The sequence below is a fragment of the Micromonospora sp. NPDC002389 genome (assembly GCF_040296095.1).
Taxonomy (GTDB): domain Bacteria; phylum Actinomycetota; class Actinomycetes; order Mycobacteriales; family Micromonosporaceae; genus Micromonospora.
On record NZ_JBEOWP010000009.1, the window covers coordinates 23142 to 48555 of the forward strand.

General features: G+C 70.2%; 22 protein-coding genes. 1 reads left to right on the forward strand and 21 read right to left on the reverse strand.

From position 1 onward, the window contains the following. Positions 1–63: 63 nt before the first annotated feature. The gene (locus ABT008_RS18330; RefSeq protein ID WP_350697416.1) at positions 64–846 is read right to left on the reverse strand and encodes an IclR family transcriptional regulator; all 783 of its coding nucleotides are present in this window, start codon (positions 844–846) and stop codon (positions 64–66) included. Between the two features lie 154 nt (positions 847–1000). On the opposite strand from ABT008_RS18330, the gene ABT008_RS18335 reads away from it, so the two are divergent. Then, entirely contained in the window at positions 1001–2188 is a 1188-nt protein-coding gene (locus ABT008_RS18335; protein WP_350697417.1) for an MFS transporter, read from the forward strand. A 46-nt stretch (positions 2189–2234) separates the two neighbouring features. On the opposite strand, the gene ABT008_RS18340 is transcribed toward ABT008_RS18335, so the two are convergent. The 20 genes from ABT008_RS18340 to mqnC form a co-directional block, all read right to left on the reverse strand. Next, positions 2235–3305: a polyprenyl synthetase family protein gene (locus ABT008_RS18340; protein WP_502890450.1), complete on the reverse strand. Its 1071-nt coding sequence runs from the start codon at positions 3303–3305 to the stop codon at positions 2235–2237. A 103-nt stretch (positions 3306–3408) separates the two neighbouring features. Next, positions 3409–4959: an NADH-quinone oxidoreductase subunit NuoN gene (nuoN, locus tag ABT008_RS18345; protein ID WP_350697418.1), complete on the reverse strand. Its 1551-nt coding sequence runs from the start codon at positions 4957–4959 to the stop codon at positions 3409–3411. Between the two features lie 148 nt (positions 4960–5107). After that, positions 5108–6640: an NADH-quinone oxidoreductase subunit M gene (locus ABT008_RS18350; protein WP_350697419.1), complete on the reverse strand. Its 1533-nt coding sequence runs from the start codon at positions 6638–6640 to the stop codon at positions 5108–5110. Positions 6641–6719: 79 nt separating this feature from the next. After that, complete coding sequence (nuoL, locus tag ABT008_RS18355) at positions 6720–8678, reverse strand: NADH-quinone oxidoreductase subunit L (RefSeq protein WP_350697420.1); 1959 nt, start codon at positions 8676–8678, stop codon at positions 6720–6722. A 12-nt stretch (positions 8679–8690) separates the two neighbouring features. Beyond that, positions 8691–9008 carry an NADH-quinone oxidoreductase subunit NuoK gene (nuoK, locus tag ABT008_RS18360; protein WP_013731028.1) on the reverse strand — a complete coding sequence of 106 codons (318 nt, stop codon included), beginning with the start codon at positions 9006–9008 and terminating at the stop codon, positions 8691–8693. Between the two features lie 52 nt (positions 9009–9060). After that, positions 9061–9828: an NADH-quinone oxidoreductase subunit J gene (locus ABT008_RS18365; protein WP_350697421.1), complete on the reverse strand. Its 768-nt coding sequence runs from the start codon at positions 9826–9828 to the stop codon at positions 9061–9063. Then, a complete protein-coding gene (gene nuoI / locus ABT008_RS18370) occupies positions 9825–10466 on the reverse strand; it encodes an NADH-quinone oxidoreductase subunit NuoI (protein WP_350697422.1) in 642 nt (213 codons plus the stop codon). Before nuoI ends, ABT008_RS18365 begins: the two co-directional genes overlap by 4 nt. Before the next feature lies 1 nt (position 10467). After that, the gene (nuoH, locus tag ABT008_RS18375) at positions 10468–11820 is read right to left on the reverse strand and encodes an NADH-quinone oxidoreductase subunit NuoH (protein WP_350697423.1); all 1353 of its coding nucleotides are present in this window, start codon (positions 11818–11820) and stop codon (positions 10468–10470) included. Between the two features lie 61 nt (positions 11821–11881). Next, on the reverse strand, positions 11882–14428 hold the full coding sequence (locus ABT008_RS18380) for an NADH-quinone oxidoreductase subunit G (RefSeq protein WP_350697424.1): 2547 nt from the start codon (positions 14426–14428) through the stop codon (positions 11882–11884). Next, positions 14428–15744, reverse strand: a complete 1317-nt coding sequence (gene nuoF, locus ABT008_RS18385) for an NADH-quinone oxidoreductase subunit NuoF (RefSeq protein ID WP_350697425.1) — start codon at positions 15742–15744, stop codon at positions 14428–14430. Before nuoF ends, ABT008_RS18380 begins: the two co-directional genes overlap by 1 nt. Beyond that, a complete protein-coding gene (gene nuoE, locus ABT008_RS18390; RefSeq protein ID WP_350697426.1) occupies positions 15741–16787 on the reverse strand; it encodes an NADH-quinone oxidoreductase subunit NuoE in 1047 nt (348 codons plus the stop codon). Before nuoE ends, nuoF begins: the two co-directional genes overlap by 4 nt. 52 nt (positions 16788–16839) lie before the next feature. Beyond that, positions 16840–18165, reverse strand: coding sequence for an NADH-quinone oxidoreductase subunit D (locus tag ABT008_RS18395; protein ID WP_131054079.1), 1326 nt, complete (start codon positions 18163–18165; stop codon positions 16840–16842). A 55-nt stretch (positions 18166–18220) separates the two neighbouring features. After that, positions 18221–18955 (reverse strand): NADH-quinone oxidoreductase subunit C, encoded by a 735-nt coding sequence (locus tag ABT008_RS18400; protein ID WP_350697427.1) that lies wholly within the window; start codon positions 18953–18955, stop codon positions 18221–18223. Further along, positions 18952–19629 carry a NuoB/complex I 20 kDa subunit family protein gene (locus ABT008_RS18405; protein ID WP_117229654.1) on the reverse strand — a complete coding sequence of 226 codons (678 nt, stop codon included), beginning with the start codon at positions 19627–19629 and terminating at the stop codon, positions 18952–18954. The genes ABT008_RS18400 and ABT008_RS18405 overlap by 4 nt, the downstream gene beginning before the upstream one ends. A 13-nt stretch (positions 19630–19642) precedes the next feature. Continuing rightward, a complete protein-coding gene (locus tag ABT008_RS18410) occupies positions 19643–20008 on the reverse strand; it encodes an NADH-quinone oxidoreductase subunit A (protein ID WP_350697428.1) in 366 nt (121 codons plus the stop codon). Positions 20009–20117: 109 nt separating this feature from the next. Next, positions 20118–21392, reverse strand: coding sequence for a geranylgeranyl reductase family protein (locus ABT008_RS18415; RefSeq protein ID WP_350697429.1), 1275 nt, complete (start codon positions 21390–21392; stop codon positions 20118–20120). A 167-nt stretch (positions 21393–21559) separates the two neighbouring features. After that, positions 21560–21766 (reverse strand): hypothetical protein, encoded by a 207-nt coding sequence (locus ABT008_RS18420; RefSeq protein ID WP_350697430.1) that lies wholly within the window; start codon positions 21764–21766, stop codon positions 21560–21562. A 75-nt stretch (positions 21767–21841) separates the two neighbouring features. Further along, positions 21842–22549 carry a demethylmenaquinone methyltransferase gene (locus tag ABT008_RS18425; RefSeq protein ID WP_350697431.1) on the reverse strand — a complete coding sequence of 236 codons (708 nt, stop codon included), beginning with the start codon at positions 22547–22549 and terminating at the stop codon, positions 21842–21844. Positions 22550–22699: 150 nt separating this feature from the next. Further along, entirely contained in the window at positions 22700–23881 is a 1182-nt protein-coding gene (locus ABT008_RS18430) for an LPXTG cell wall anchor domain-containing protein (protein ID WP_350697432.1), read from the reverse strand. 294 nt (positions 23882–24175) lie between these two features. Continuing rightward, complete coding sequence (gene mqnC, locus ABT008_RS18435; RefSeq protein ID WP_350697433.1) at positions 24176–25366, reverse strand: cyclic dehypoxanthinyl futalosine synthase; 1191 nt, start codon at positions 25364–25366, stop codon at positions 24176–24178. Positions 25367–25414: the final 48 nt, after the last annotated feature.

The window sequence follows — 25414 nt, forward strand, 5'->3', positions numbered from 1 at the left end:
GGTCAGCCCTCGCGGATCAGCCCTCGGCGGCTCGGTTCTCGGCGGCGGCTCGGTCGGCTCCGGTCAGTTCTCGGCAGCCAGGCACTCGGCGATCGCGCGGGCGGTGGCGATCAGCTTCGTCCGGACCACCCGGGCGGAGGTCATCATCTCGCTGGCCGGCAGCGCGCAGGCCAGCACCGTACGCCGTTCCATGTCCTTGTCCGGGGTGACCAGGACGGCCGCGCAGGCCACCCCCTGCCGGAACTGACCCAGTTCGAGCTGCATACCGCGCCGCTCACCGGCCGCCAGATCGGCCTCGAACGCCTCCGGGGTGGTCAGGGTGGCGCTGGTGAACGGCCGCATGCCGTACTCCCGCAGATAGCGGTGCCGCTGCTCGGCGGTGAGCGTGGCGAGCAGCGCCTTACCGAGCGCGGTCGCGTGCGCGCCCTCGTCGAACCCGGGGACGAGATCCTCCAGGTACGGCGAGCGGTTCCCCTCCGCGACGGCGGTGATGGCGACCTGGCCGCCCACGAAGCGGCCGAGGTAGTGGCTCCACCCGGTCTCGATGGCCGCCCGACGCAGGTTCTCCCCCACTGCGGGCGAGCCCCGGAACGCGGCGACCAACTCGCGGTAGCGGTCGGCCACCTCCAGCCCCACGATGTACGTGCCGTCCTCCCGGCGGATCACGTAACCCTCGTACGCGAGTGTGCGGACCAGGTGGTACGTCGTGGCCACGGTCAGCTCACATCGCCGGGCGATCTGCTTCACCGTCAGCCCCCGCGGGGCACGGCCGACCGACTCGAGCACTCGAAGTGCGCGGGAGACGCTTCGGATCAGGTCCGAAGGTTCCGCCAGGGGGTCACGCACAACCACCTCCGCCACCGGGGACTTACACCATATGAAAAAGGAGCCCGGCGCGAAACGCCTGATCGGGTGGAGGATCACCGTTCGTCGGATACCCGATGTGATGCTGACCGCACTTTCCGTCGCCGGAATGCGGCAGGCGTAGGTTGGCCCCACCATGACCCACACCGCCCCGCCCCGCGCCCCGGAGACCGCCACCCGACCCGTCCGGGCCGCCACCACCGCCGTGGCCGTCACCATCGCCTGTGTCCTGCCGGTCTTCCTGGTCGGCGGCCTCGCCGTGCAGATGCGCGAGGAGTTGGGCTTCAACCCGGCCGGGCTGGGCATCGCCGTGGCCGTCTACTTCGGCATCGGCGCACTCGCCTCGGTCCCCTCCGGCGCACTCGTGGAACGCTGGGGCGGTGGCGTGGTCGCCCGGGTCGGCATCCTGATCTCCGCCGGCTCGCTGCTCGCCGTGGCGGTGCTGGCCCGCTCGTACTCGATGCTGCTCGTCCTGCTGGCCGTGGCCGGCACCGCGAACGCGCTGGGTCAACTCTCCAGCAACCTGCTGCTGGCCCGGCACGTACCGACGCGGCGACAGGGCCTGTCCTTCGGCGTCAAGCAGGCGGCCATCCCGGTCTCCACCCTGCTGGCCGGCGCGGCGGTACCCACGCTCGCGCTCACCGTCGGCTGGCGGTGGGCGTTCGTGGCCGCCGCCGGTGCCGCGCTGGCCACGCTGCCGCTCGTACCCTCACACGGACCGCAACCGGTCCACCGATCGAACCGGCCGGCCGGGAACGCGACCGTCGGTCTGGTGGTGATCGGCGTGGCCGCGACGCTCGCGGCGGGCGCGGCGAACGCGCTGGGCACCTTCCTGGTGGACGCCTCCGTGGACCGGGGTCACGGCCCCGCCCTCGCCGGACTCATGCTGACCCTCGGCAGCGCGGTCTGCGTCGCCGCGCGGATCGGTATCGGCTGGCTGGCCGACCGCCGCTCCGGCGGGCACGTCACCGTGATCGCCGGCCTGCTGGCGGTCGGCGCGGTGGGCCTGGGCCTGCTCGCGGTGGCCGGCTCCGGGGCGCTGGTGGTCGGTGTCCTGCTCGGCTTCGGCCTGGGCTGGTCCTGGCCGGGGCTGATGAACTTCGCCGTGGTCCGGCTGCACCCCCAGGCACCGGCCGCCGCCACCTCCATCACCCAGACCGGCGTGTACGCGGGCGGCTGCCTCGGCCCGCTGGCCCTGGGACCGCTCGCGGCCGCCGCCGGCTACCCGGCGATGTGGCTCACCGCAGCCGCCGCCATGCTCACCGCAGCCGGTCTCATGCTCACCGCGACCCGGCTGCTCTCCGCCCGGCCCGCGTCAGCCTGACCGCACACCCGGTCGAGGGCGTCGGTGGGGCGCTGCAAAGGGTTGGTCAGCTCGTGCGGTCGGCGATGTGGTCGCAGAGCGATTCGAGGGCGCGACGCGCCGGCACGTCCGGCAGCGGCGCGAGGCGGGCGCGAGCGTCCTCGGCGTAGCTGCGGACCGTCTCCCGGGCCCGCTTGAGCGCGGGGCTCTCCCGGAGCAGCCCGAGCGCCTCGGCGTGCAGGGCGTCGTCGGTCAGCGGGCCGGTGGCGAGGATCTCCCGCAGCCGGACCGAGGCGGCGTCCGCGTCGTCGGAGGCGAGGGCGTAGAGCACCGGCAGGGTCGGCACACCCTCCCGCAGGTCGGTGCCGGGCGTCTTGCCGGACTCCTCCGAGTCGCTGGCGATGTCCAACAGGTCGTCGGAGAGCTGGAAGGCGACACCGATGATCTCGCCGTACCCGGCCAGTGCCGACACGTGCTCCGGGGCGGTGCCGCTGAACAGCGCGCCGAAGTGGGCGCTGGTGGCGATCAGCGAACCGGTCTTCTCTGCGATCACGTCCAGGTAGTGCTGCACCGGGTCGGCGTCGGCCCGGGGGCCGACCGTCTCGGCGATCTGGCCGTGCACCAGGCGGGCGAAGGTACGCGCCTGGAGGCGTACCGCTTCGGGACCCAGCTCGGCGGCGACGTCCGCGGCCCGCGCGAAGAGGTAGTCACCGACCAGGATGGCGACCGAGTTCGTCCAGCGGGAGTTGGCGCTCGGCGCTCCCCGGCGCACCGCGGCCTCGTCCATCACGTCGTCGTGGTAGAGCGTGGCCAGGTGGGTCAACTCCACCACCACGGCGGCCGAGACGACCTCCGGCCGAGCCGGCTCGCCGAACTGGGCGCCCAGGGCCACCAGCAGCGGCCGGAAACGCTTCCCGCCCGCCTCCACCAGGTGCCGGGCGGCCTCGGTCACGAACGGATCGGCGCTGGCCACGCTGGCCCGCAGCTCGACCTCGATGGTCTCCAGCAGGCCCAGCACGGATGCCTCGGTGTGTGGGTCGGCCAGATGCAGACCGAGCGGGCCGAACTGGCCCGCGTGCCGGCTCCGGCGGCCACCGGAGCCGGTGACACCTGAACGCTCACCACCCCTAATCACCACTACTCCACCATGCCACACGGGCTCTACCTGCAGCGGACCGGGGAGGCGCGGCGGGGGCCGGCCCACACCCGTGGACCGGCCCCCGAAACGGAAGGTGACGCCGCTAGCGGATGAAGTCCGCAGCGCCGGTGGCCAGATCGAGCAGCGGGGCCGGTGCGACACCGAGGACCAGGGTCGCGAGTACGCCGATCACCAGCGCCGCCGAGGTCATCGCACCCGGCACCGTGACGGTCGGGGTCGAGTCACCCGGCTCGGAGAGCCACATCATCACCACGACCCGCAGGTACGGGAAGGCGAGCACCATGCTGGTCAGCACACCGGCGATCACCAGCCACACCTGACCACCGTCGAGAGCCGGCGCGAATACGGCGAACTTGCTGGTGAAGCCGCTGGTCAGCGGGATACCCGCGAAGGCGAGCAGGATGAAGGTGAACACCGAGGCGTACCCCGGCGAGCGGCGGCCCAGCCCGGCCCAGCGGGACAGGTGGGTGGCCTCCCCGTCGGCATCCCGGACCAGGGTCACCACGGCGAACGCGGCCAGCACGGTGAAGCCGTACGCCACCAGATAGAACATCGTGCCGGAAAGACCCTCCCGGCCCGGGGCCAGCACGCCGACCAGCAGGTAACCGGCGTTGGCGATGGAGGAGTACGCCAGCAGCCGCTTGATGTCGGTCTGGGTGACCGCGAGCACCGCGCCGACCAGCATGGTGAGCACCGCCACCGTGCCGAGCACCGGGGTGAAGTCCCACCGTGCGCCCTCGAAGGCGACGTGGAACACCCGCAGCAGGGCGCCGAACGCGGCGACCTTCGTGCAGGCGGCCATGAAGCCGGTCACCGGGGTCGGTGCGCCCTGGTAGACGTCGGGCGTCCAGACGTGGAACGGCGCGGCGGCGGCCTTGAAGAGCAGGCCGATGGCGACCAGGGCCATACCGGCGAAGAGCAGCACCGGGCTGGCCGTCGAGTTGACCACGGCGGCGTTGAGCGTGGCGAAGTCCACGCCCGCCTGACGGTCGCCCAGACCGGCGCTGAAGCCGTAGAGCAGCGCCAGGCCGAACAGGAAGAACGCCGAGGCGTACGCGCCGAGCAGGAAGTACTTCATCGCCGCTTCCTGGCTCAGGATCCGCCGGCGACGGGCCAGCGCGCAGAGCAGGTAGAGCGGCAGCGAGAAGACCTCGAGCGCGATGAACATGGTCAGCAGGTCGTTCGCCGCCACGAAGATCAGCATGCCGCCGATGGCGAACGTGGTCAGCGGGTAGACCTCACCGGCACCACCGGAGTTGGCCGCCTGCCGCCGGTCGTCCGGCGAGTCGGCGGTGATCGCGGCCTGGGCGACGAACGCGCCGCCCCGCTCCACCGACCGCTCGCCCATCAGCAGCAGCGCCACGCCGGCCAGGGCCAGGATCGCGCCCTGGAGGAACAGCGTGGGCCCGTCGATCGCGATCACCCCGATGGTGATCACCCGCTTGTCGGCGTTGAACACCACCATGGTCAGCGCGGCGAGCACCGCCAGCAGGGCCAGTGGGAGCTGGACGGGGTGCCGCAGCCGGCGCGGCACGAAAGCCTCGACCAGCACCCCCAGCACCGCCGCGCCCATCATGATCAGGATCGGCGCGAGTGCCGCGTAGTCGATCGGCGGCAGTACGAACTCGTTCACCGAGTCAACCTTTCGTTCGCGACTGCGCTGTCTTTTGCGCTCACCGGCTGGCCTTCGTTCGCGACTGCGGGGCTCGCGAGCTCACTCCTCGCGCTCACGGAGCCGCTTTCGTTCGCGACTGCGGGGCTCGCGAGCTCACTCCTCGCGCTCACCGGCTGGCCTCCTGGACGTTGCCTGCCGTCGGGGCCGGATCGGTCCGACCGACGTCCTCCATGGTCGCCTGCACCGCCGGGTTGATCACGTCGGTGACCGGCTTCGGGTAGAAGCCGAGCACCACGATCAGCGCGATCAGCGGGGCGACCACAAACTTCTCGCGCAGGTTGAGGTCGCGCTTCATCGCGTCGATCTGAGTCAGCGCCGGATTGAGCGTGCCCTGAGTGGTCCGCTGCACCATCCACAGCACGTACGCGGCGGCCAGGATGATGCCCAGCGTGGCGATCACCGCGACCGGCTTGTTCACCGTGAAGGTGCCGATCAGCACCAGGAACTCGGAGACGAACGGTGCGGTGCCGGGCAGCGCCAGCGAGGCGAGACCGGCGAAGAACAGCACCCCGGCCAGCACCGGCACCAGCTTGCCGGCACCACCGAAGTCGCTGACCAGCGCCGAGCCCCGGCGCGCGACCAACATGCCGACCACCAGGAAGAGCAGGCCGGTGGCGAGCCCGTGGTTCACCATGTAGAGCACCGCACCGGTGCCGGCCTGGGTGGTGAAGGCGAACAGGCCCACACCGATGAAACCGAAGTGCGCGATCGACGTGTACGACACCAGCCGCTTGAGGTCGTTCTGCCCCACCGCAAGCAGTGCGGCGTAGATGATGCCGATCACCGCGAGGCCCATCGCCCACGGCGCGAACCACTGGGCGGCGTCCGGGAACAGCGGCAGGCCGTACCGGATGATGCCGAAGGTGCCGACCTTGTCCAGCACCCCGACGAGCAGCGCGGCGGCACCGGCGGGGGCCGCGCCACCGGCGTCCGGCAGCCAGGTGTGGAAGGGGAAGAACGGTGCCTTGATCGCGAAGGCGATGAAGAAGCCGAGGAAGAGCCAGCGCTCGGCACCGGTGGAGATGTCCACCTGGGACAGCGCCACCCAGTCGAAGGTCTTCCCGCCGACGACCCAGAGGCCGATCACCGCGGCCAGCATGAACAGGCCGCCGACCAACGAGTAGAGGAAGAACTTGACGGCCGCGTACTGGCGCTGGTGACCGCCGTAGCTGCCGATGAGGAAGTACATCGGCACCAGCATGACCTCGAAGAACACATAGAACAGGAAGACGTCGGCGGCGGCGAAGACGCCGATCATCGTGCATTCGAGGACGAGCAGCAGCGCGAAGTAGACCGGCACCGACCGCTTCGACGACTCGGCGTCGTGCCAGGACGCCAGGATCACCAGCGGCACCAGCACCGCGATCAGCATCAGCATGACCAGCGCGATGCCGTCGGCGGCGAAGGTGAAGTTGACGCCCCAGTTCGGGATCCACGGGTACGACTCGCGGAACTGGAACCGGTCGCCGTCGACCTGCCAGGTCACCCACATGACCACGGAGAGCGCCAGCACCAGCAGCGACCAACCGAACGCGACCTGCTTGGCCAGCGTCGGCCGGCTGCGCGGCAGGAGGGCGACCACCACGGCGCCGACCAGCGGCGCCACGGTGAGCACCGAGAGGAACGGGAAGTCGGACATTATGCGGCCTTACCTCCGTCGTCGATGCGCGGTCCGCCGACGACGGCCGCCTGCGAGACCGTCGGCCTCTTGAGGTCGATCACGCGAACCACCCCGCCTGCACGGCAAGGAACGCGCCCACGATCAGCAGCGCCCCGGCGAGGATCGAGGTGGCGTACGACCGGACGAAGCCGGTCTGCAGCCGCCGCAGTCGACCCGAACCACCGCCGACACCGGCCGCCAGCCCGTTGACCAGCCCGTCGATGCCCCGGTTGTCCAGGTAGACGAGCGCCCGGGTGAGGAAGATGCCGGGCTTCTCGAAGACCGCCTCGTTCACCGCGTCGGTGTAGAGGTTCTTGCGGGCGGCGGTGACCAGCACACCGGCTGGCTGCGGCTCGTTGGCCGTGCCGTTGCGGAACAGGAACCAGGCCAGCGCGGCACCGAGCACGGTGACACCCAGCGACAGCACCACGATCGCCCAGTGCGGCAGCACCGCGTCGTGGTGCGCCTCGGCCGCGCCGAGACCGGCGGTGGCGGTCAGCCAGTCCGGTACGGAGGTGGCCAGCAGCCAACCCGCACCGATCGAGCCGATGCCGAGCAGGATCAGCGGGATGGTCATCAGCGGCGGGGACTCGTGCGGGTGCTCGATGTCCGTGGTCCAGCGCTTCGGGCCGTGGAAGGTCAGCACGAACAGCCGCGTCATGTAGAACGCGGTCAGCGCGGCACCGAGCACCGCGGCCCCGCCGAACAGCCAGGCCGTCCAGTCGTCCCGCTCGAAGGCGGCGGCGATGATCGGCTCCTTCGAGAAGTAGCCGGAGAACGGGAACATGCCGATGATGGCCAGCCAGCCCGCGCCGAAGGTGATCCAGGTGATCTTCATGTACTTCGACAGGCCGCCGAAGCGGCGGATGTCCACCTGGTCGGACATGCCGTGCATGACCGAGCCGGCGCCGAGGAACATGTTGGCCTTGAAGAAGCCGTGCGCCAGCAGGTGCACGATGGCCAGCGCGTACGCCGCGCCGCCCAGGCCGACACCGAGGAACATGTAGCCGATCTGGCTCACCGTCGACCAGGCCAGCACCCGCTTGATGTCGTCCTTGGCGCAGCCGATGATCGCGCCGATCAGCAGCGTCAGCGCACCCACGCTGACCACCACCAACTGCAGCGTGGCGTTGGCCGAGAAGATGATGTTGGAGCGGGCGATCAGGTAGACGCCGGCGGTGACCATCGTCGCGGCGTGGATGAGCGCCGACACCGGGGTCGGGCCCTCCATCGCGTCCGGCAACCACGCCTGGAGCGGGAACTGACCGGACTTGCCGGCCGCGCCGAGCAGCAGGAGTACGCCGAGCACCAGCACGGTGCTGCCGGCCAGTGCGCCGACCCCGTTGAACACCTCGTCGTACTGGGTGGTGCCCAGGGTGGCGAACATGATGAAGATGGCGATGGCCAGACCGGCGTCGCCGACCCGGTTCATCAGGAACGCCTTCTTGCCGGCGGTGGCCGCGGCCGGCTTGGTGTTCCAGAAGGAGATCAGCAGGTACGACGCCAGACCGACGCCCTCCCAGCCGAAGTAGAGCATCACGTAGTTGTTGCCGAGGACCAGCAGCAGCATGGCCGCGACGAACAGGTTGAAGTAGGCGAAGAACCGCCGACGACCCGGGTCGTGCGCCATGTACTCGACCGCGTACAGGTGGATCAGGAAGCCCACGCCGGTGATCAGCAGGACGAAGACCCCGGCCAGCGGATCGAAGAGCAGGCCGAAGTCGACGTTGAGGTTGCCGACCGCGATGAAGTCCCAGAGGCTGAGCTCGACGGACTTGTTCTCCAACCCGCGCAGGTTGAAGAAGTAGGTCAGGCCGAGCAGGAAGGCGGCACCCACGGCGGCCACGCCGAGCCAGTGCCCCCACCGGTCGGCGCGCCGGCCGAGCAGCAGCAGGACCATCGCGCTGACCAGCGGGATCGCCACCAGCAGCCAGACGCTGCTCAGCAGCCCGTCAGCCGTCGCGTACGAGACGGTCTCGGCCGGAGCAGCCTGGGCGTACGTCACAATTTCGTCCACCGGTGGGCCCCTCTAGTACTTCAACAGGTTGGCGTCGTCGACGCTGGCGGAGCGCCGGGTGCGGAAGATCGCCATGATGATGGCCAACCCGACCACGACCTCGGCCGCCGCCACCACCATCACGAAGAACGCCATGATCTGGCCGTTCAGGTCACCGTTCATCCGGCTGAAGGTGACCAGCGCCAGGTTGGCCGCGTTGAGCATCAGCTCGACGCACATGAACAGCACGATCGCGTTGCGCCGGACCAGCACCCCGGCCGCGCCGATGGTGAACAGCACCGCGGCGAGGACGAGGTAGTAGTTCGGTTCGACGGAGAAGAAGTCACTCACCGGACCGGCCTTCCGTTCGCGACTGCGGGGCTCGCAAGCTCACTCCTCGCACTCACTTCTCAGTGCCCTTCAGGGTGGTCTCCTCGGCGGCCAGCTCACGCACCGGAAGGATGTCCGGCGTGCTCCGGTCGCTCAGCCGGCCGTCCGGCAGGCGCGCCGGGGTGGCCACCGACGAGGAGGTGGCGAAGACACCCGGGCCGGGCTTCGGACCGGGGTAGTTGCCCGGCGCGAAGCGGGCCTTCATGGTGGCCACCTGGTCGCGCTTGTCCTCCTTGCGCCGCTCGATGTGCGCCAGGATCATGCCGCCGATGGTGGCGGTGATCAGCAGCGCGGCGGTGAGCTCGAAGGCGAAGATGTAGTCGGTGAAGAGCAACCGGGCGATGCCCTCCACGTTGCCGCCCGCGTTGGCCTCCTCCAGACCCACCGCGACGGTGCCCTGGGTGGCCCGGTAGACCCCGCTGCCGAGCAGGGCGGCGAAGCCGACGCCGAGCCCGATCGCGGCGATCCGCTGACCCCGCAGCACTTCGATCAGTGAGTCCGAGGCGTCCCGGCCGACCAACATCAGCACGAACAGGAAGAGCATCATGATCGCGCCGGTGTAGACGATGATCTGCACCATGCCGATGAACGGTCCGGCCTGGAGCACATAGAACACGCCCAGGCTGAGCATGGTGAGCACCAGCCAGAGCGCCGAGTGCACCGCGTTGCGTGCCGCGACCATGCCGATCGCGCCGGCCAGCGCGAGCGGGGCGAGGATCCAGAAGGCCACCGCCTCGCCGCCGGAGACCGCACCCGCGGCGAGCACCGTCGAGGTGGTCATTCCGTCTCTCCCTTGTCCGCCGCGGCACGCTGGGCGGCCTGCTCGGCACCGGGGAAGGTGACGCCCGGGTGCTCGTCCAGCTGGTACCGCCCCGGCCCCATCGGCGAGCGCTCGGCGCCGGCCGAGGTGCCCGGGTTGGTCAGGCTGCCGATGTAGTAGTCCTTCTCGCTGTCGCCCAGACGCATCGGGTGCGGCGGCTGCTCCATCCCCGGCAGCAGCGGCGCGAGCAGCTGCTCCTTGGTGAAGATCAGGTCCTGCCGGTTGTCCCGGGCCAGCTCGTACTCGTTGCTCATGGTCAACGAGCGGGTCGGGCACGCCTCGATGCACAGCCCGCAGAAGATGCAGCGGGCGTAGTTGATCTGGTAGTTGCTGGCGTACCGCTCACCCGGCGAGAAGCGCTGCTCGTCGGTGTTGTCGCCACCCTCGACGAAGATGGCGTCCGCCGGGCAGGCCCAGGCGCACAGCTCGCAGCCGATGCACTTCTCCAGGCCGTCCGGGTGCCGGTTGAGGATGTGCCGGCCGTGGTAGCGCGGCGCCGGCTTCGGCGGGGTGAAGGGGTAGTCGGTGGTGACGACCTTCTTGAACATGTGCGAGAAGGTGACCCCGAAGCCCTTGAACGTTCCGGTGATCGCGCCCACGTCACACCTCCTCAGAGTCCTGGCCGGCGGGAACGTTGGCCGGCTCCCGCTCGGCGACCATGCGCCGGGTACGCGGGCTCGGGGGTACCTGCAGATCCATTGGCGGCAGCGGGAAGCTGCCCTGCGGCCGGTTCTCGACCTGCTCGGCGACGGTTGGCTTCGGCTGCGGCTTGCGGCTCGGCCAGAACATCGCGGCGAGCAGCACGATCCCGGCCGGGATGCCGATGGCCCACAGGCGACCCGTGGTGTCCCAGTCGCCGATCGTGCGGTACCAGCCCAGGACCACGATCCAGACCAGGCTGATCGGGATCAGCACCTTCCAGCCGAGCCGCATGAGCTGGTCGTAGCGCAGCCGGGGCAGCGTGCCCCGCAGCCAGACGAAGACGAACACCAGCAGGATGACCTTGCCGAAGAACCAGAGCAGCGGCCACCAACCGGAGTTGGCGCCCGACCAGAGGCTGATCGGCCACGGCGCGTACCAACCGCCCAGGAAGAGGGTGACGGTGAAGGCCGACATGGTCACCATCGCCACGTACTCGCTGAGCATGATCAGCGCGAACTTCAGCGAGCTGTACTCGGTCATGAAGCCGGCCACCAGCTCCGACTCCGCCTCCGGCAGGTCGAACGGCGGCCGGTTCGTCTCGCCGACGATGGAGATGAAGAAGACGATGAAGCTCGGGAACAGCAGCAGCGCGTACCAGCCGGGTGCCGGGACGTCGAAGCCGAAGAGGTTCACCTGCGTGCCGGTGCCCTGCGCGGCCACGATCTCCGAGGTGGACATCGTGCCGGCGAGCATGAACACCGCCACGATGGACAGCCCCAGCGACACCTCGTACGAGATGAGCTGGGCGGTGGACCGCAGACCACCGAGCAGCGGGTAGGTCGAGCCGGAGGCCCAACCGGCGAGCACGATGCCGTAGACCGCCAACGACGAGAAGGCGAGCACCACCAGCACCGCCACCGGCACGTCGGTGACCTGCAACGGCGTCTGGTGGCCGAAGATGCTGACCATCGGGCCGAAGGGGATCACCGACAGCGCGGTCACCGCGCAGATCACCGAGATGGCCGGCGCGAAGAAGTAGATGACCTTGTCTGCCGACTTGGGGAGGATGTCCTCCTTGAAGGCCATCTTCAGGCCGTCGGCGAGCGTCTGCAGCAGACCGAAGGGGCCGAGCTGGTTCGGGCCCGGCCGGACCGCCATCCGCCCCACCACTCGCCGCTCGAACCAGACGCCCAGCAGCGTGCCGAGCAGGGCGACGACGAAGGCAAAGACGATCTTGCCAAGCACCAGCCACCACGGGTCGTGACCGAAGTCGGTCAGCGACGGCGCCTGGGCGAGGAGCGGGTGACTCACTGGGCCCACCTTTCGTTCCCGACTGCGGGGCTCACTCGCTGCGCTCGTTCACTCCTCGCACTCACTGGTCACCCCCGGAGGAGTTGAGCAGCGGGCCCGAACGACCCGCCGCGTCGGCGGCGACCGGCTCGGCCGTACCGGGCGCGGAGACCCGGACCACCGAACCGGAGGTCGCGCCCAGGCTGCGCCGTACCGTCGAGCCGGGCGAGTTGGTGGGCAGCCAGACCACGCCGTCCGGCATCTCGGTGATGGCCGCCGGCAGGGTCAGCGCCCCACGGTCGGTACCCACCGTCACCGCGTCGCCGTCGGCGATGCCGAGCGCCTCCGCGCTGCCCTTGCCCAGCCGGACCACCGGCGGACGGGCGGTGCCGCCCAGGTGCTCGTCACCGTCGATGAGGCTGCCCAGGTCGAGCAGTTGGTGCCAGGTCGCCAGGACCGCCTCGCCGGGCGCGAGGTCCCGGACGGTGCCCGGCTCGACACTCGGGGCGGCCGGACGACCCACCCGGGTCGTCGGCAGGCTGCCCAGCTCGCGGCGTACGGAGAGCACGTCGCCGGTGCCCAGCCGCACGTCGAGCTGAGCGGCGAGCGCGTCGAGCACCCGACCGTCGGTCATCGCGGCGGTGTTCAGGACCGCGTCGAACGGACGCAGCCGACCCTCCCAGTCCAGGAAGCTGCCGGCCTTCTCGACCACCGGGGCGACCGGCAGGACGACGTTCGCCCGTCGGGTCACCGCGCTGGCCCGCAGCTCCAGGCTGACCAGGAACGGCACCGCGTCGAGGGCCTGCTCGGCCAGGCGCGGGTCGGCCAGGTCGGCCGGGTCGACGCCGGCCACCACCAGCGCGCCGAGCTGGCCCGCTGCGGCGGCGGCGAGGATGCCGTCGGTGTCCCGTCCGGCCTGGCTCGGGATCACCCCGGCCGGGATGTCCCACGCCTCGCCCAGTTCGGCCCGCGCGGTCGGCTCGGTGACCATCCGGCCACCGGGCAGCAGGTTGGGCAGGCAACCGGTGTCGACGGCGCCCCGGTCGCCGGCGCGCCGCGGCACCCAGACCAGCTTCGCGCCGGTACGCGCGGCCACCTCGGCGGCGGCGGAGAGCCCGCCGGGCACCGAGGCCAGTCGCTCGCCGACGATCAGGATCGCGCCCGGAGCGCTCAGCGCCTCGGCGACCGTGGCGTGCTCGGCGAGCACCCCGGCCTCCTCACCCGGCACCACCCGGGCCAGCTTGGCACCGAGCTTCTCCAGGCCGCGGGTGGCGAACGGCGCGATCGCGTACACCTTGAGCTTGTTCTTGAGGTACGCCTTGCGCATCCGCAGGAAGAGGATCGGGCACTCCTCCTCCGGCTCCAGGCCGACCAGCACCACCGCGGGAGCGTTCTCGACGTCGGTGTAGGTGACGTCGGTGCTGCCGGCGACGTTGCTGGCCAGGAAGTCGGCCTCCTCGCGGGAGGCCGGGCGGGCCCGGAAGTCGATGTCGTTGGTGTGCAGCGCGATCCGGGCGAACTTCGCGTACGCGTAGGCGTCCTCGACGGTCAGCCGACCGCCGGTGAGCACCGCCGAACCCTGACCGCCGTCCCGAGCGGCACGCAGCCCCTCGGCGGCGACGCTGAGCGCCTCGCTCCAGGACGCCTCGCGCAGCTCACCGGTGCGCTCGTCGCGGACCAGCGGAGTGGTCAGCCGGTCGGTGGCGCGGGCGTACTGGAAGCCCCACCGGCCCTTGTCGCAGTTCCACTCCTCGTTGACCTGCGGGTCGTCGCCGGCCAGCCGGCGCATCACCTTGCCCCGACGCCAGTCGGTGCGCTGGGCGCAGCCCGCCGAGCAGTGCTCGCAGACGCTCGGGCTGGAGACCAGGTCGAACGGGCGGGCACGGAAACGGTACTGGGTACCGGTCAGCGCGCCGACCGGGCAGATCTGCACGGTGTTGCCGGAGAAGTACGAGTTGAACGGGACATCGCCGGCGCCGGCCGGAGCGCCAGCGGAGGCCAAGCCGGCGGGGTCGGCACTGTCCGCTTCCGCTCCACCGCCGTACTCCTCGTCCCGGTAGATGTTGATCTCCTCGGCGGACGACCGGTTCATCAGGTCGATGAACTTGTCACCGGCGATCTCCTCGGAGAACCGGGTGCAGCGCTGGCAGAGCACGCACCGCTCACGGTCGAGCAGCACCTGCGTGCTGATCGGCAGCGGCTTCGGGTACTCCCGCTTGTGCTCGTGGAACCGCGAGTCGGTACGGCCGGTCGACATCGCCTGGTTCTGCAGCGGGCACTCGCCGCCCTTGTCGCACATCGGGCAGTCGAGGGGGTGGTTGACCAGGAGCAGCTCCATGATCCCCTCCTGCGCCTTCTTGGCGACCGGGGAGCTGAGCTGGGTACGGACGACCATGCCCTCGGCCACCGTCTGCGTGCAGGAGGCGACCGGCTTGCGCTGCCCCTCCACCTCGACGAGGCACTGGCGGCAGGCACCGGCGGGCGCCAGCAGCGGGTGGTCGCAGAAGCGGGGGATCTCCGTGCCGATCTGCTCGGCGACGCGGATCAGCAGCGCCCCCTTCGGGGCGGTGACCTCGACGCCGTCGATGGTCAGCGTGACCGTCTCGGTCGACTTGGCAACGTCCGTCATTAGTGGGCTCCCACCAACTGCTTGTCGGACAACTTCGGCGCGGTCCGTCCCTCGATGTAGTCGAGGTAGTCCTGCTTGAAGTACTTCAGGGACGAGGTCACCGAGCTGGTGGCACCGTCACCCAGACCGCAGAACGAGCGGCCGAGGATGTTGTCGCAGGTGTCGAGCAGGGTGTCCAGGTCGTCGTGGGTGCCCTGGCCGGCCAGGATGCGCCGGTAGACCCGGACCATCCAGTAGTTGCCCTCCCGGCACGGGGTGCACTTGCCGCACGACTCGTGGTGATAGAACTCCAGCCAGCGGTAGGTCGCGTAGACCGGGCAGTCCTGGTCGGAGAAGATCTGCGTGGCCGTGGTGCCGAGGATCGATCCGGCGCCGGCCACCCCCTCGAAGTCCAGCGGCACGTCCAGGTGCTCGGCGGTGAGCAGCGGGGTGGACGAGCCACCCGGCGTCCAGAACTTGAGGTTGTGTCCCGGCTGCATCCCACCGGCCAGCTCCAGCAGCTCGCGCAGCGTGATGCCCATCGAGCACTCGAACTGGCCGGGGTTGGCGATCCGGCCGGAGAGCGAATAGATCATCGGCCCGGAGGACTTCTCCGTGCCCATGGTCTTCCACCACTCGGCACCACCGAGCACGACGTACGGCACGCTCGCGATGGTGCCGACGTTGTTGACCACGGTGGGGCTGGCGTACAGGCCGTGGGTCGCCGGGAACGGCGGGCGCAGCCGGGGCTGGCCCCGGAAGCCCTCCAGCGAGTCCAGCAGCGCCGTCTCCTCGCCGCAGATGTACGCACCGGCGCCCGAGTGCACCACCAGGTCCAGGTCGAACCCGGAACCGAGGATGTCGCGCCCGAGGTAGCCCTTGGCGTATGCCTCGTTCACCGCGTTGCGCAGCCGACGCGCCGCGTGCACGGCCTCGCCCCGGATGTAGATGTAGGCCCTGCTGGCCCGGATCGCGTACGACGCGATGATCACGCCCTCGACCAGCGAGTGCGGGTCGTGCGTCATCAGCGGCAGGTCCTTGCAGGTGCCCGGCTCGCCCTCGTCGGCGTTGACCACGAGGTAGTGCGGCTTGCCGTCGCCCTGCGGGATGAAGCCCCACTTGAGCCCGGTCGGGAAGCCGGCGCCGCCACGACCGCGCAGCCCGGAGTCCTTGACGAGCTGGATCAGGTCGTCCGGGTGCGCCTTGAGCGCCTTGCGCAGCGCGGCGTACCCGTCGAGCTTCTCGTAGGTGCCGATCCGCCAGGCGTCCGGCGACAGCCAGCGCTTGGTGAGTACCGGCGTCAGCTTGGCCAGGATCTCCGGCCGAGGCGTGGTCACTTCTGAGCCCCCTTGTCGTTCGCGGAGCCCTGGCCACCGCCGGACGACTCCGCCTCGCTGAGGTTGCGCTCCTGAGCCTCGGCGTCGTCGCCGGCAGGCTTGCCGTCACTGGCGGGCCGGTTGGCCGCCGCACCGGCGGCCTCCGCCGCCCGGGCGTCGCTCGACGTGGGCGCCGCCCCGTCGACCGGCACCTTGGTGCCGGGTGCGTCCGGCACGGCCGTCTGGGCGTCCGGCTGCCGGGTCTCTGCGGTACGCACCTGCGGCGACTTGCGGTCCGGCGCGGGTACGTCGGGTGCCGTGGTGCCGGTCGGCGCGGCCTTGGCCGGGGTGGCCGGGGCCGGCTTGTCACCGGCCTTGGCGCTGCGGATCGGGGTGTTCGGGTCGAAGCCCGGCACCGAGATGCCGTGCTGCTCGGCCAGTCGCAGGCCACGCAGGCTCGGCTCACCCGGTACGCCGTCGGCGACCGCGCCCTCGCGCTCGTCGGCGAAGCCGGCGAGCTGCACCGCCATCTCCTTGAGCGTGCAGAGGCGGGCACCTCGGCTCGGCGTGGGCCGCCCACCGGCGCGCAGCTCGTCGACCAGACCGACCGCGCTCTGCGGGTCGACCCCGTCGAAGAAGTCGTAGTTGACCGTCATCACTGGGCCGTAGTCACAGGCGGCCAGGCACTCGGCGTGTTCGAGGGTGATCGAGCCGTCCTCGGTGGTCTCGTCGTGCCCGACACCCAGGTGCTCGGTGAGGGCGTCGTAGACCTCCTGCCCGCCCAGGACGTTGCACATGGTGTTGGTGCAGACGCTGACCAGCCAGTCACCGGTGGGGCGGCGCTTGTACATGGTGTAGAAGCTGGCCACCGCGCCGACCTGGGCCTTGTTCAGGCCGAGCACCTCGGCGCAGAACGCCACTCCGGCCGGGGAGACGTAACCCTCCTCGGACTGCACCAGGTGCAGCAGGGGCAGCAGGGCCGAGCGGGACCGGTCGGCCGGGTACCGGGCGATGATCTCCCGCGCCCGGGCCCGCGTCGCATCAGTGAAAACAGTCGTGGTCATCAGCGCCGCCTTCCGTTCGCGACTGCGGGGCTCGCAAGCTCACTCCTCGCGCTCACCGGTCACAACCTCCCATGACGGGGTCCAGCGAGGCGCCGCCGGCGATCACGTCGGCGATCAGGCCACCCTCGGCCATCGCCGGCAGGGCCTGGAGGTTGACGAAGCTCGGCTCCCGGTAGTGCACCCGGTACGGCCGGGTGCCACCGTCGGAGACCGCGTGCACACCCAGCTCGCCGCGCGGCGACTCGATGCCGACGTAGACCTGGCCCGGCGGCACCCGGAAGCCCTCCGTCACCAGCTTGAAGTGGTGGATCAGGGACTCCATCGACTGCCCCATGATCTTGGCGACGTGCTCCAGCGAGTTGCCCATGCCGTCGACGCCGATGGCCAGCTGCGCCGGCCACGCGATCTTCTTGTCGGCGACCATCACCGGTCCCGGCTCCAGCCGGTCCAGCGCCTGCTCGACGATCTTGAGCGACTCGCGCATCTCGGCCATCCGGACCAGGTACCGGCCCCAGACGTCGCCGTCGGGGTGCGTCGGCACGTCGAACTCGTAGTCCTCGTAGCCGCAGTACGGCATGGTCTTACGCAGGTCCCAGGCCAGGCCGGCGGAGCGCAGCACCGGCCCGGTGACGCCGAGCGCGACACAGCCGGTCACGTCGAGCACCGCGATGTTCTTCGTACGCTCCAGCCAGATCGGCTGGCCGGAGAGCAGGTCCTCGTACTCCTTGAGCCGCTTCGGCAGGAGCTTGAGGAAATCGCGGATCTTGACGATCGCCTCGTCCGGCACGTCCTGGGCGACACCGCCCGGCCGGACGTACGCGTGGTTCATCCGGAGGCCGGTGATCAGCTCGAAGATCTCCAGGATGTACTCGCGCTCCCGGAAGCCGTAGAGCATCATGTTGATCGCGCCCAGCTCCATCGCCGTGGTGGCGACCCAGACCAGGTGCGAGGAGATCCGGTTCAGCTCCATCATGAGCACCCGGATGGTGTTGGCCCGCTCGGTGATGTCGTCGGTGATGCCGAGCAGCTTCTCCACCGCGAGCGAGTACGCCGTCTCGTTGAAGATCGGCGAGAGGTAGTCCATCCGGGTCACGAACGTCGAGCCCTGGACCCAGTTGCGGTATTCCAGGTTCTTCTCGATGCCGGTGTGCAGGTAGCCGACGACCGAGCGGGCCTCCCGGACCGTCTCGCCCTCCAGCTCCAGGACCAGCCGCAGCACCCCGTGCGTGGACGGGTGCTGCGGGCCCATGTTGACGACGATCCGACCCTCGTTGATCGGGTCGACTCCCGAGACGAGATCGTCCCAGTCCCCGCCGGTGACGGTGAAGACCCGACCTTCGGTGGTCTCGCGCTCGGTGGCGTAGTTGGACGCGCTCACAGTGCCGACCTTTCGTTCGCGACTGCGGGGCTCCGCTTCGCTGCACTCCTCGCGTTCACTGGTAAGACCTCCGCTTGTCGGGCGGCGGGATCTCGGCGCCCTTGTACTCCACGGGCACGCCGCCGAGCGGGTAGTCCTTCCGCTGCGGGTGGCCCTCCCAGTCGTCCGGCATGAGAATCCGGGTCAGCGCCGGGTGGCCGTCGAAGATGACGCCGAACATGTCGTACGCCTCCCGCTCCTGCCAGTCCGCGGTCGGGTAGACCGAGGTGACGCTGGGCAGGTGCGGGGCCTCGACGGAGACGGCCGCCTCCAGCCGCACCTGTCGCCGATAGGTCATCGAGGTGAGCTGGTAGACCACGTGCAGCCGGCGCTCGTCGGCACCCAGGTAGTCCACGCCGGAGAGCGAGGAGAGCAGCTCGAAGCGCAGCCCCGCGTCGTCCCGCATCACCTGGCACACCTCGGCGATTCGCTCCGGGCGGATGTGCAGAGTCAGCTCGCCCCGGTCGACCACCACGTTCTCGATCGCGTCGCCGAAGGCCGGGTACGCCTCCTCCAGCGCGTCGTACACGTCGTCGAAGTAGCCGCCGAACGGCCGGGGCGAGTCGGCGAGCTGCGGGCGCGGGCGGACCAGGCCGCCGAAGCCGGAGACGTCGCCGGTGCCCTGGTTGCCGAACATGCCCCGACCGGCGGGCGCGGCCGGCGGGAACTCGGCGGGCGCACCGCTGGTCGACCCGGCCGGCGTCACCGGAACCGGTACGCCGCCGCCCTCGGCTCGCTTGTCGTCAGTCACTTGATCCCCCCGTACGGGTGGAGGTGGTTCTGGGCCTTCATCCAGTTCTCGATCCGCAACTGCTCCTCGCGGCCCTCGCGGACGGCCTTCGTCCACTCGGCGCGGCGGGCCTTGTCGTTGCGGTACGACGACGGCATCGAGCCGTACGGCACCACCGGCACGTCACCGCGCGCCTCGCGGGCCGCCAGCATCTTGCGACCGTTCGGGCCGAGCGGCTCGTGGCCGATCTTCTCGCGCAGCTTGAGGATCGCGTCGATGAGCATCTCCGGCCGGGGCGGGCAGCCCGGCAGGTACATGTCGACCGGCACGACGTGGTCCACGCCCTGCACGATGGCGTAGTTGTTGAACATGCCGCCGCTGCTGGCGCAGACGCCCATGGAGAGCACCCAGCGGGGCTCGGCCATCTGGTCGTAGATCTGGCGCAGCACCGGGGCCATCTTCTGGCTGACCCGGCCGGCGACGATCATCAGGTCGGCCTGACGGGGCGAGGCCCGGAAGACCTCCATGCCCCACCGGCCCATGTCGTAGTGCGGACCACCGGCGGCCATCATCTCGATCGCGCAGCAGGCCAGGCCGAAGGTGGCACCCCAGACCGACGACTTGCGCGACCAGTTGACGAGCTTCTCCACCGAGGTGAGCAGGACGCCGGCGGGAAGTTTCTCCTCGATACCCATTGCCGTTCCTCCCTCAGTCCCAGTCCAGACCGCCGCGCCGCCACTCGTAGGCGTACGCGACGAAGACCGCACCGATGAAAATCAACATGGCGACGAATCCGAACACCGGCAGGAGGTCGAAGGAGACAGCCCACGGGTAAAGGAAGATCATTTCCACGTCGAAGACGATGAAGAGCATCGCCGTCAGATAGAACTTGACCGGGAACCGGCTGCCGCCGATCGGTTGCGGGCTGGGCTCGATCCCACATTCGTAGGCTTCGAGCTTGGCCTTGTTGTAGCGCCGGGGTCCGGCGAACCGGGCAGCCCCTATGGAGAACAGCGCGAAGGCCGCGGCGAGGGCGAACAGCCCAATGATGGGTACGTAAGGCGAGAGCGACATCTTCTTCTCCTGCTCGTCCTTCCCTGCCCTCGTTCGTTGGCGAAATTCACACTATTCACATCCCACCCGGCGACCGTCGGCGGGGGGTCGATCTGCCTGGTCCGCGCCCCTACACAGCGGGCGCGACCCGGGTCATCGCATTGATCACCCGGTCCATCGCGTCACCGCCACGGGGGTCGGTGAGGTTGGCCAGCAGCTTGAGCACGAAGCGCATCAGGGTCGGGTGGGGCATGCCGTGCTTGGTCGCCACGCGCATGATCTCGGGCCGGCCGATCAGCTTCACGAAGACCCCGCCCAGCCGGTAGTAGCCGCCGAACCGGGTCTTCAACTCCTGCGGGTACGCCATCAGGGCCCGCTCCCGCTCGGCACCGACCGGACGGGCCAGCGCCTGCACCGCGACCTCCGCGGCCAGCTCGCCGGACTCCATGGCGTACGCGATGCCCTCGCCGTTGAACGGGTTGACCATGCCGCCGGAGTCACCGACCAGCATGACCCCCCGGGTGTAGTGCGGCACCCGGTTGAAACCCATCGGCAGCGCCGCGCCGAGGATCGAACCCTCGGCGTTGGCCTCGTCGGTCATCCCCCACTCCGGCGGCGTGTTGGCCAGCCAGTCGGTGAGCAGCCGCCGGTAGTTGGTCTTGCCGAAGGCCGACGAGGAGTTGAGGATGCCGAGGCCGACGTTGACCCGACCGTCACCGAGGCCGAAGATCCAGCCGTACCCGGGCAGCAGGGCACCGGTGCCCTTGGCCCGCAGCTCCAGCCACGACTCCAGGTAGTCGTCGTCGTGCCGGGCCTCGGAGCGGTAGTAGCGGCGGACCGCCACGCCGATCGGGCGGTCCTCGCGCTTGGCCAGCCCGAGGGCGAGCGGGAAGCGGCCGGAGACGCCGTCCGCGGCGACCACCAGCGGCGCGTGGAAGGTGGCCGGAGCCTTGTCCGGGCCGTCCTCGGCCTCCACGCCGATCACCCGGCCGTTGCCGTCGAGCACCGGGCCGGTCACGTTCACGTTGGTGCGCAGCGTCGCGCCGGCGGACACCGCCCGCTGGGCGAGCAGGTCGTCGAAGTCGAGCCGGGTGCGGACCAGCCCGTAGTTCGGGAAGCTGGCCAGATCCGGCCAGTCGAGTTCGAGCCGGACGCCGCCGCCGATCACCCGCAGACCTCGGTTGTGCAGCCAGCCGGCCTCCGGTGAGGTGTCCACACCCATCCGGATCAACTGCCGCACCGCGCGCGGGGTCAGCCCGTCGCCGCAGACCTTCTCGCGCGGGAACTCGGTCTTCTCCAGCAGCAGCACGCGTACGCCGTGCTGAGCCAGGTGGTAGGCGGTCGCCGACCCACCGGGACCGGCGCCCACGACGATCACGTCGGCGTCGTTCTCCACCGCGGTCATTCGCGCCTCCTCCCGAGTGCTCGTGAAATGCTTCACAAGCCAGCCGGGACGAGTCTATGACCGACGCCGTACGCTCGGTTTGTTAGGGCGACCTAACATCACGGAAACAGGACACTGACGGAACTCCCGGACGCTGCGGCCATGCGGTCCGGGACATCGGAGCAGTCCTATGCGGTGGGGCTGGCGGCGTCCAGACCCGCGCGAATCGTCTCCGGCAGGTGCTCCCGCAACGCGCCACCGGCGGCCCGGTCCAGTGCGGCGAGCACCTCGGACACCACCTGGCGCACGTCCGCCGGATCCGCGCCGGCCAGATCCCTGAGCTGGTCGACCAGCTCGGCGGCATCATCGGTGGCCACGCGGTTCGCATCCGTCATGCGGGCCAGCCTAAGGGGCAGGCAATACCAAACGACCCAATTCACCTAAATGGCGGCGAGAAAGGGGCAAGTCGGTCAGCCCCGGATGGCCCGGTGCAGCGCCACGATGCCGCCGCTCAGGTTCCGCCACGCCACCTTGCCCCACCCGGCCGCACCCACCCGCGCGGCCAACGCCGGCTGGTCCGGCCAGGCCCGGATCGACTCGGCGAGATAGACGTAGGCGTCCGGGTTGCTGGACACCGTCCGCGCCACCGCCGGCAGCGACCGCATCAGGTACGACAGGTAGACGGTGCGGAAGGCCGGGTTGACCGGGGTGCTGAACTCGCAGACCACCAGCCGGCCGCCCGGCCGGGTGACCCGCGCCAGTTCGCGCAGCGCCGCATCGGTGTCGCTGACGTTGCGCAGCGCGAAGGAGATGGTCACCGCGTCGAAGCTCGCGTCGGCGAAGGGCAGCCGGAGGGCGTCACCGGCCAGCAACGGCACCTGTGGACGGACCTTCTTGCCCGCGTACAGCATGCCCAGCGACAGGTCGGCGCCGACCGCGTACGCCCCGGAGCGGGACAGCTCCTCGGTCGAGACCCCGGTGCCCGCGCCCACGTCCAGCACCCGGTCCCCGGGACGCAGGTCCAGGGCGGCGCGGGTAGCCCGCCGCCAGAACCGGTCCTGCCCGAAGGAGAGGACGGTGTTGGTCAGGTCGTAGCGGGCCGCGACCCCGTCGAACATCGCGGCGACCTCGTGCGGCTGCTTGTCCAGGCTGGCGCGCTGGCCCTGCGGGGTGCTCACCCCTCCACTCTGCCAGCCCGACCTCCGACCGTTCACCGCCAGGGTCGCCGGTGCCCACCGCGCAGACAGTAGGGGCGGGATGGTCGCCCATCCCGCCCCTACTGCCGTGCGTTATGTGAACGGCCCGCGCGGGCCGATTGAGGACCTACCTCAGGAGTTGGTCTTCTCGTCCCCCGGAGCCACCAGGACCACCCGGCGACGACGGGACACCAGGAACATGGCCGCACCGGCGAGCACGACGCCCGCGCCGACGGCGCCGATCGCGCCGGCCTGCACGCCGGTGACCGGCAGGCCACCGCCACCGCCACCGTTACCGGTGGCCGCCACGATCACGGCGAAGTCGTCGATGTTGTCCGACGGGTCGATGTCGGCGAACTCGGTGTCCTCGATCTCCCGGACCTCGGCCCGGTCGAAGTCCGGCACGGTCGCCTGCTTGCTGATCCGGGCCTCCGGCTTCAACACGCCGTGCGCCACGGCCTCCAGCGAGCCGCCCTTGAGGGCCACCGGCGCCTTCACGTCCTCGTCCACCACGACCGGCAGCGGGAGGATCAGCACGCTGTCCTGCTCGAGCAGGAAGTCCTTGTCCTCGCAGACCACGGTGCGCTCGGCGCCGGTCTTGCAGCCGTCGATCGGGAAGGCCAGGCTGACGTGCTCGGGCAGCTTGTAGGTCAGCTTGAGGCCCTGTGCGACCAGGTCGCCCTGGTTGGCGATCTCGCTGTAGACGAGGGCGGTGTCGCCGGGGTGCAGCTTCTTGCCCTCCTTGCCGGTCTCGAAGTCGAAGCTGGTCTTCACGTCCGGGACGATGACGCCCAGGTCGACGCCGCTCTCCGGGGTCACCTCGACGTCGAAGGTGACGCTGTTGTTGCTGTCGTCGGTGTCGTCCGGCGACTCGATGGTGATGGTGACCGGGGCCTTGTACGGCCCGGTGGCCGTTCCATCGGGCTTGATCATGAGGAGCGGCAGCTCGGTGGTCTCGCCGGGTCCGGGGATCTCGGTCTTGTCCAGATCGCAGACGAACAGGTTCGGGTCCGGGTCACTGTCGAACGTGCACCCGCCCTCGGTGAACGTCACGAACCAGAGCTTGCTCTCGTCCACCTTGGAGGCGTCGACCCTGAGGGAGACCTTGCTCGGGGTGTTCTTGCCCAGGTTGGCGACCTTGGCCCAGGCGATCTTGCCCCAGGCACCGTCGGTGACCTTGGTGCCGGCCGAGGTGATCGCCAGATCGGTCTCGGTGCCGGCGGCGTGGGCCGGTACGCCGAACGCGGCGACCGCGCCCGAGGCGAGCAGCGCGGCCGTGGCCAGGCTCGCGGCACGACGAGTACGGAAGATCATTGAAGGGTCTCCCCCGTGGAGTGGTGAGAAGCGTACGGCCGGGGACGTTAGCGGTCGGCGATCACACGCGCCACCCCGGATCACACCCGCCACAAGCTGCTCAGCTAATGGTCATTTAAGGTTTGTCCGGATTGATGGCTCTTGTTGCCCGAGGGAGCGCGCCCCCGCGCCGCTCCGGCACTACGCTTCGAGCCGGTTGGATGGGCGGGGCGAGCCGTTCGGGTGATCAGCCGAGCGTCGGCACCGTTGGCGAACCGTGACCTTTCCGGGGACCACTCGTGACCTTGGGGAGACTCAGTTCGCCTCGACCAGCGGCAGGGAGCGACCGGCACCGCCGCCGGGCAGCGCGATCGACGAGAAGTGCGACACCACCCGCTCGTCGGTGGGGTCGTCGGCGGGGGTGTGGTGCACGGCCAGTCGCCGATAGAGCGTGTCCCGTTGCGCCGGGATCCGGTCGGCGGAGCGGATCATCCCGATCAGCTCGTGCAGGTTGGAGCGGTGCCGGGCACCCGCCGAGGAGATGACGTTCTCCTCCAGCATGATCGAGCCCAGGTCGTCCACGCCCATGTGCAGCGCGAGCTGCCCCACGTCCTTGCCGGTGGTCAACCAGGACGCCTGCAGGTGCGGCACGGTCTCGAAGAAGAGCCGGGCCACCGCCACCAGGCGCAGGTACTCCAGCGTGGTCGCCTGGGTCCGGCCCTTGAGATGGTTGTTCTCCGGCTGGTACGTCCACGGGATGAAGGACCGGAAGCCCTGGGTGCGGTCCTGCACGTCGCGGATCATCCGCAGGTGCTCGATCCGCTCGGCGGCCGTCTCGCCGGTGCCCATCATCATCGTCGCGGTCGACTCGACGCCCTGCCGGTGCGCCAGCTCCATGACCTCCAGCCAGCGCTCGCCCGACTCCTTGAGCGGGGCGATCGCCCTGCGCGGGCGCTCCGGAAGCATCTCGGCGCCGGCACCGGCGATCGAGTCCAGCCCGGCGGCCTTGATCCGGGCGATGGCCTCGTCCAGGCTGACGTCGGAGACCTTGGCCATGTGCAGGATCTCGCTCGGGCCGATCGAGTGGATGGCGAGCTGCGGGTACGCCTGCTTGACCGAGGAGAACAGCTCCTCGTAGTACTCCACCCCGTAGTCCGGGTGGTGGCCGCCCTGGAGCATGACCTGGGTCGCGCCCAGCTCGACCGCCTCGCCGCAGCGGCGCAGGATCTCCTCGGTGGGGTGGGTCCACCCCTCGCTGTGCTTGGGAGCCCGATAGAAGGCGCAGAACTTGCACGCCGTCACGCAGACGTTGGTGTAGTTGATGTTGCGGTCGATCAGGTACGTGACGATGTTGTCCGGGTATCGCCGACGGCGTACCGCGTCGGCGGCCTCGCCCAGCGCGTGGAAGGGCGCCTCGGTGTAGAGCAGCAGCGCCTCCTCGGGCGTGATCCGCCCACCGTCCGCGCCACGCTGCAGGATGTCGTCGATCTCCCGGCTCGTCGTCACGCCACCGAGCCTACGTCGCGACTCCCACCGACCACCCCCAGGCCCGGC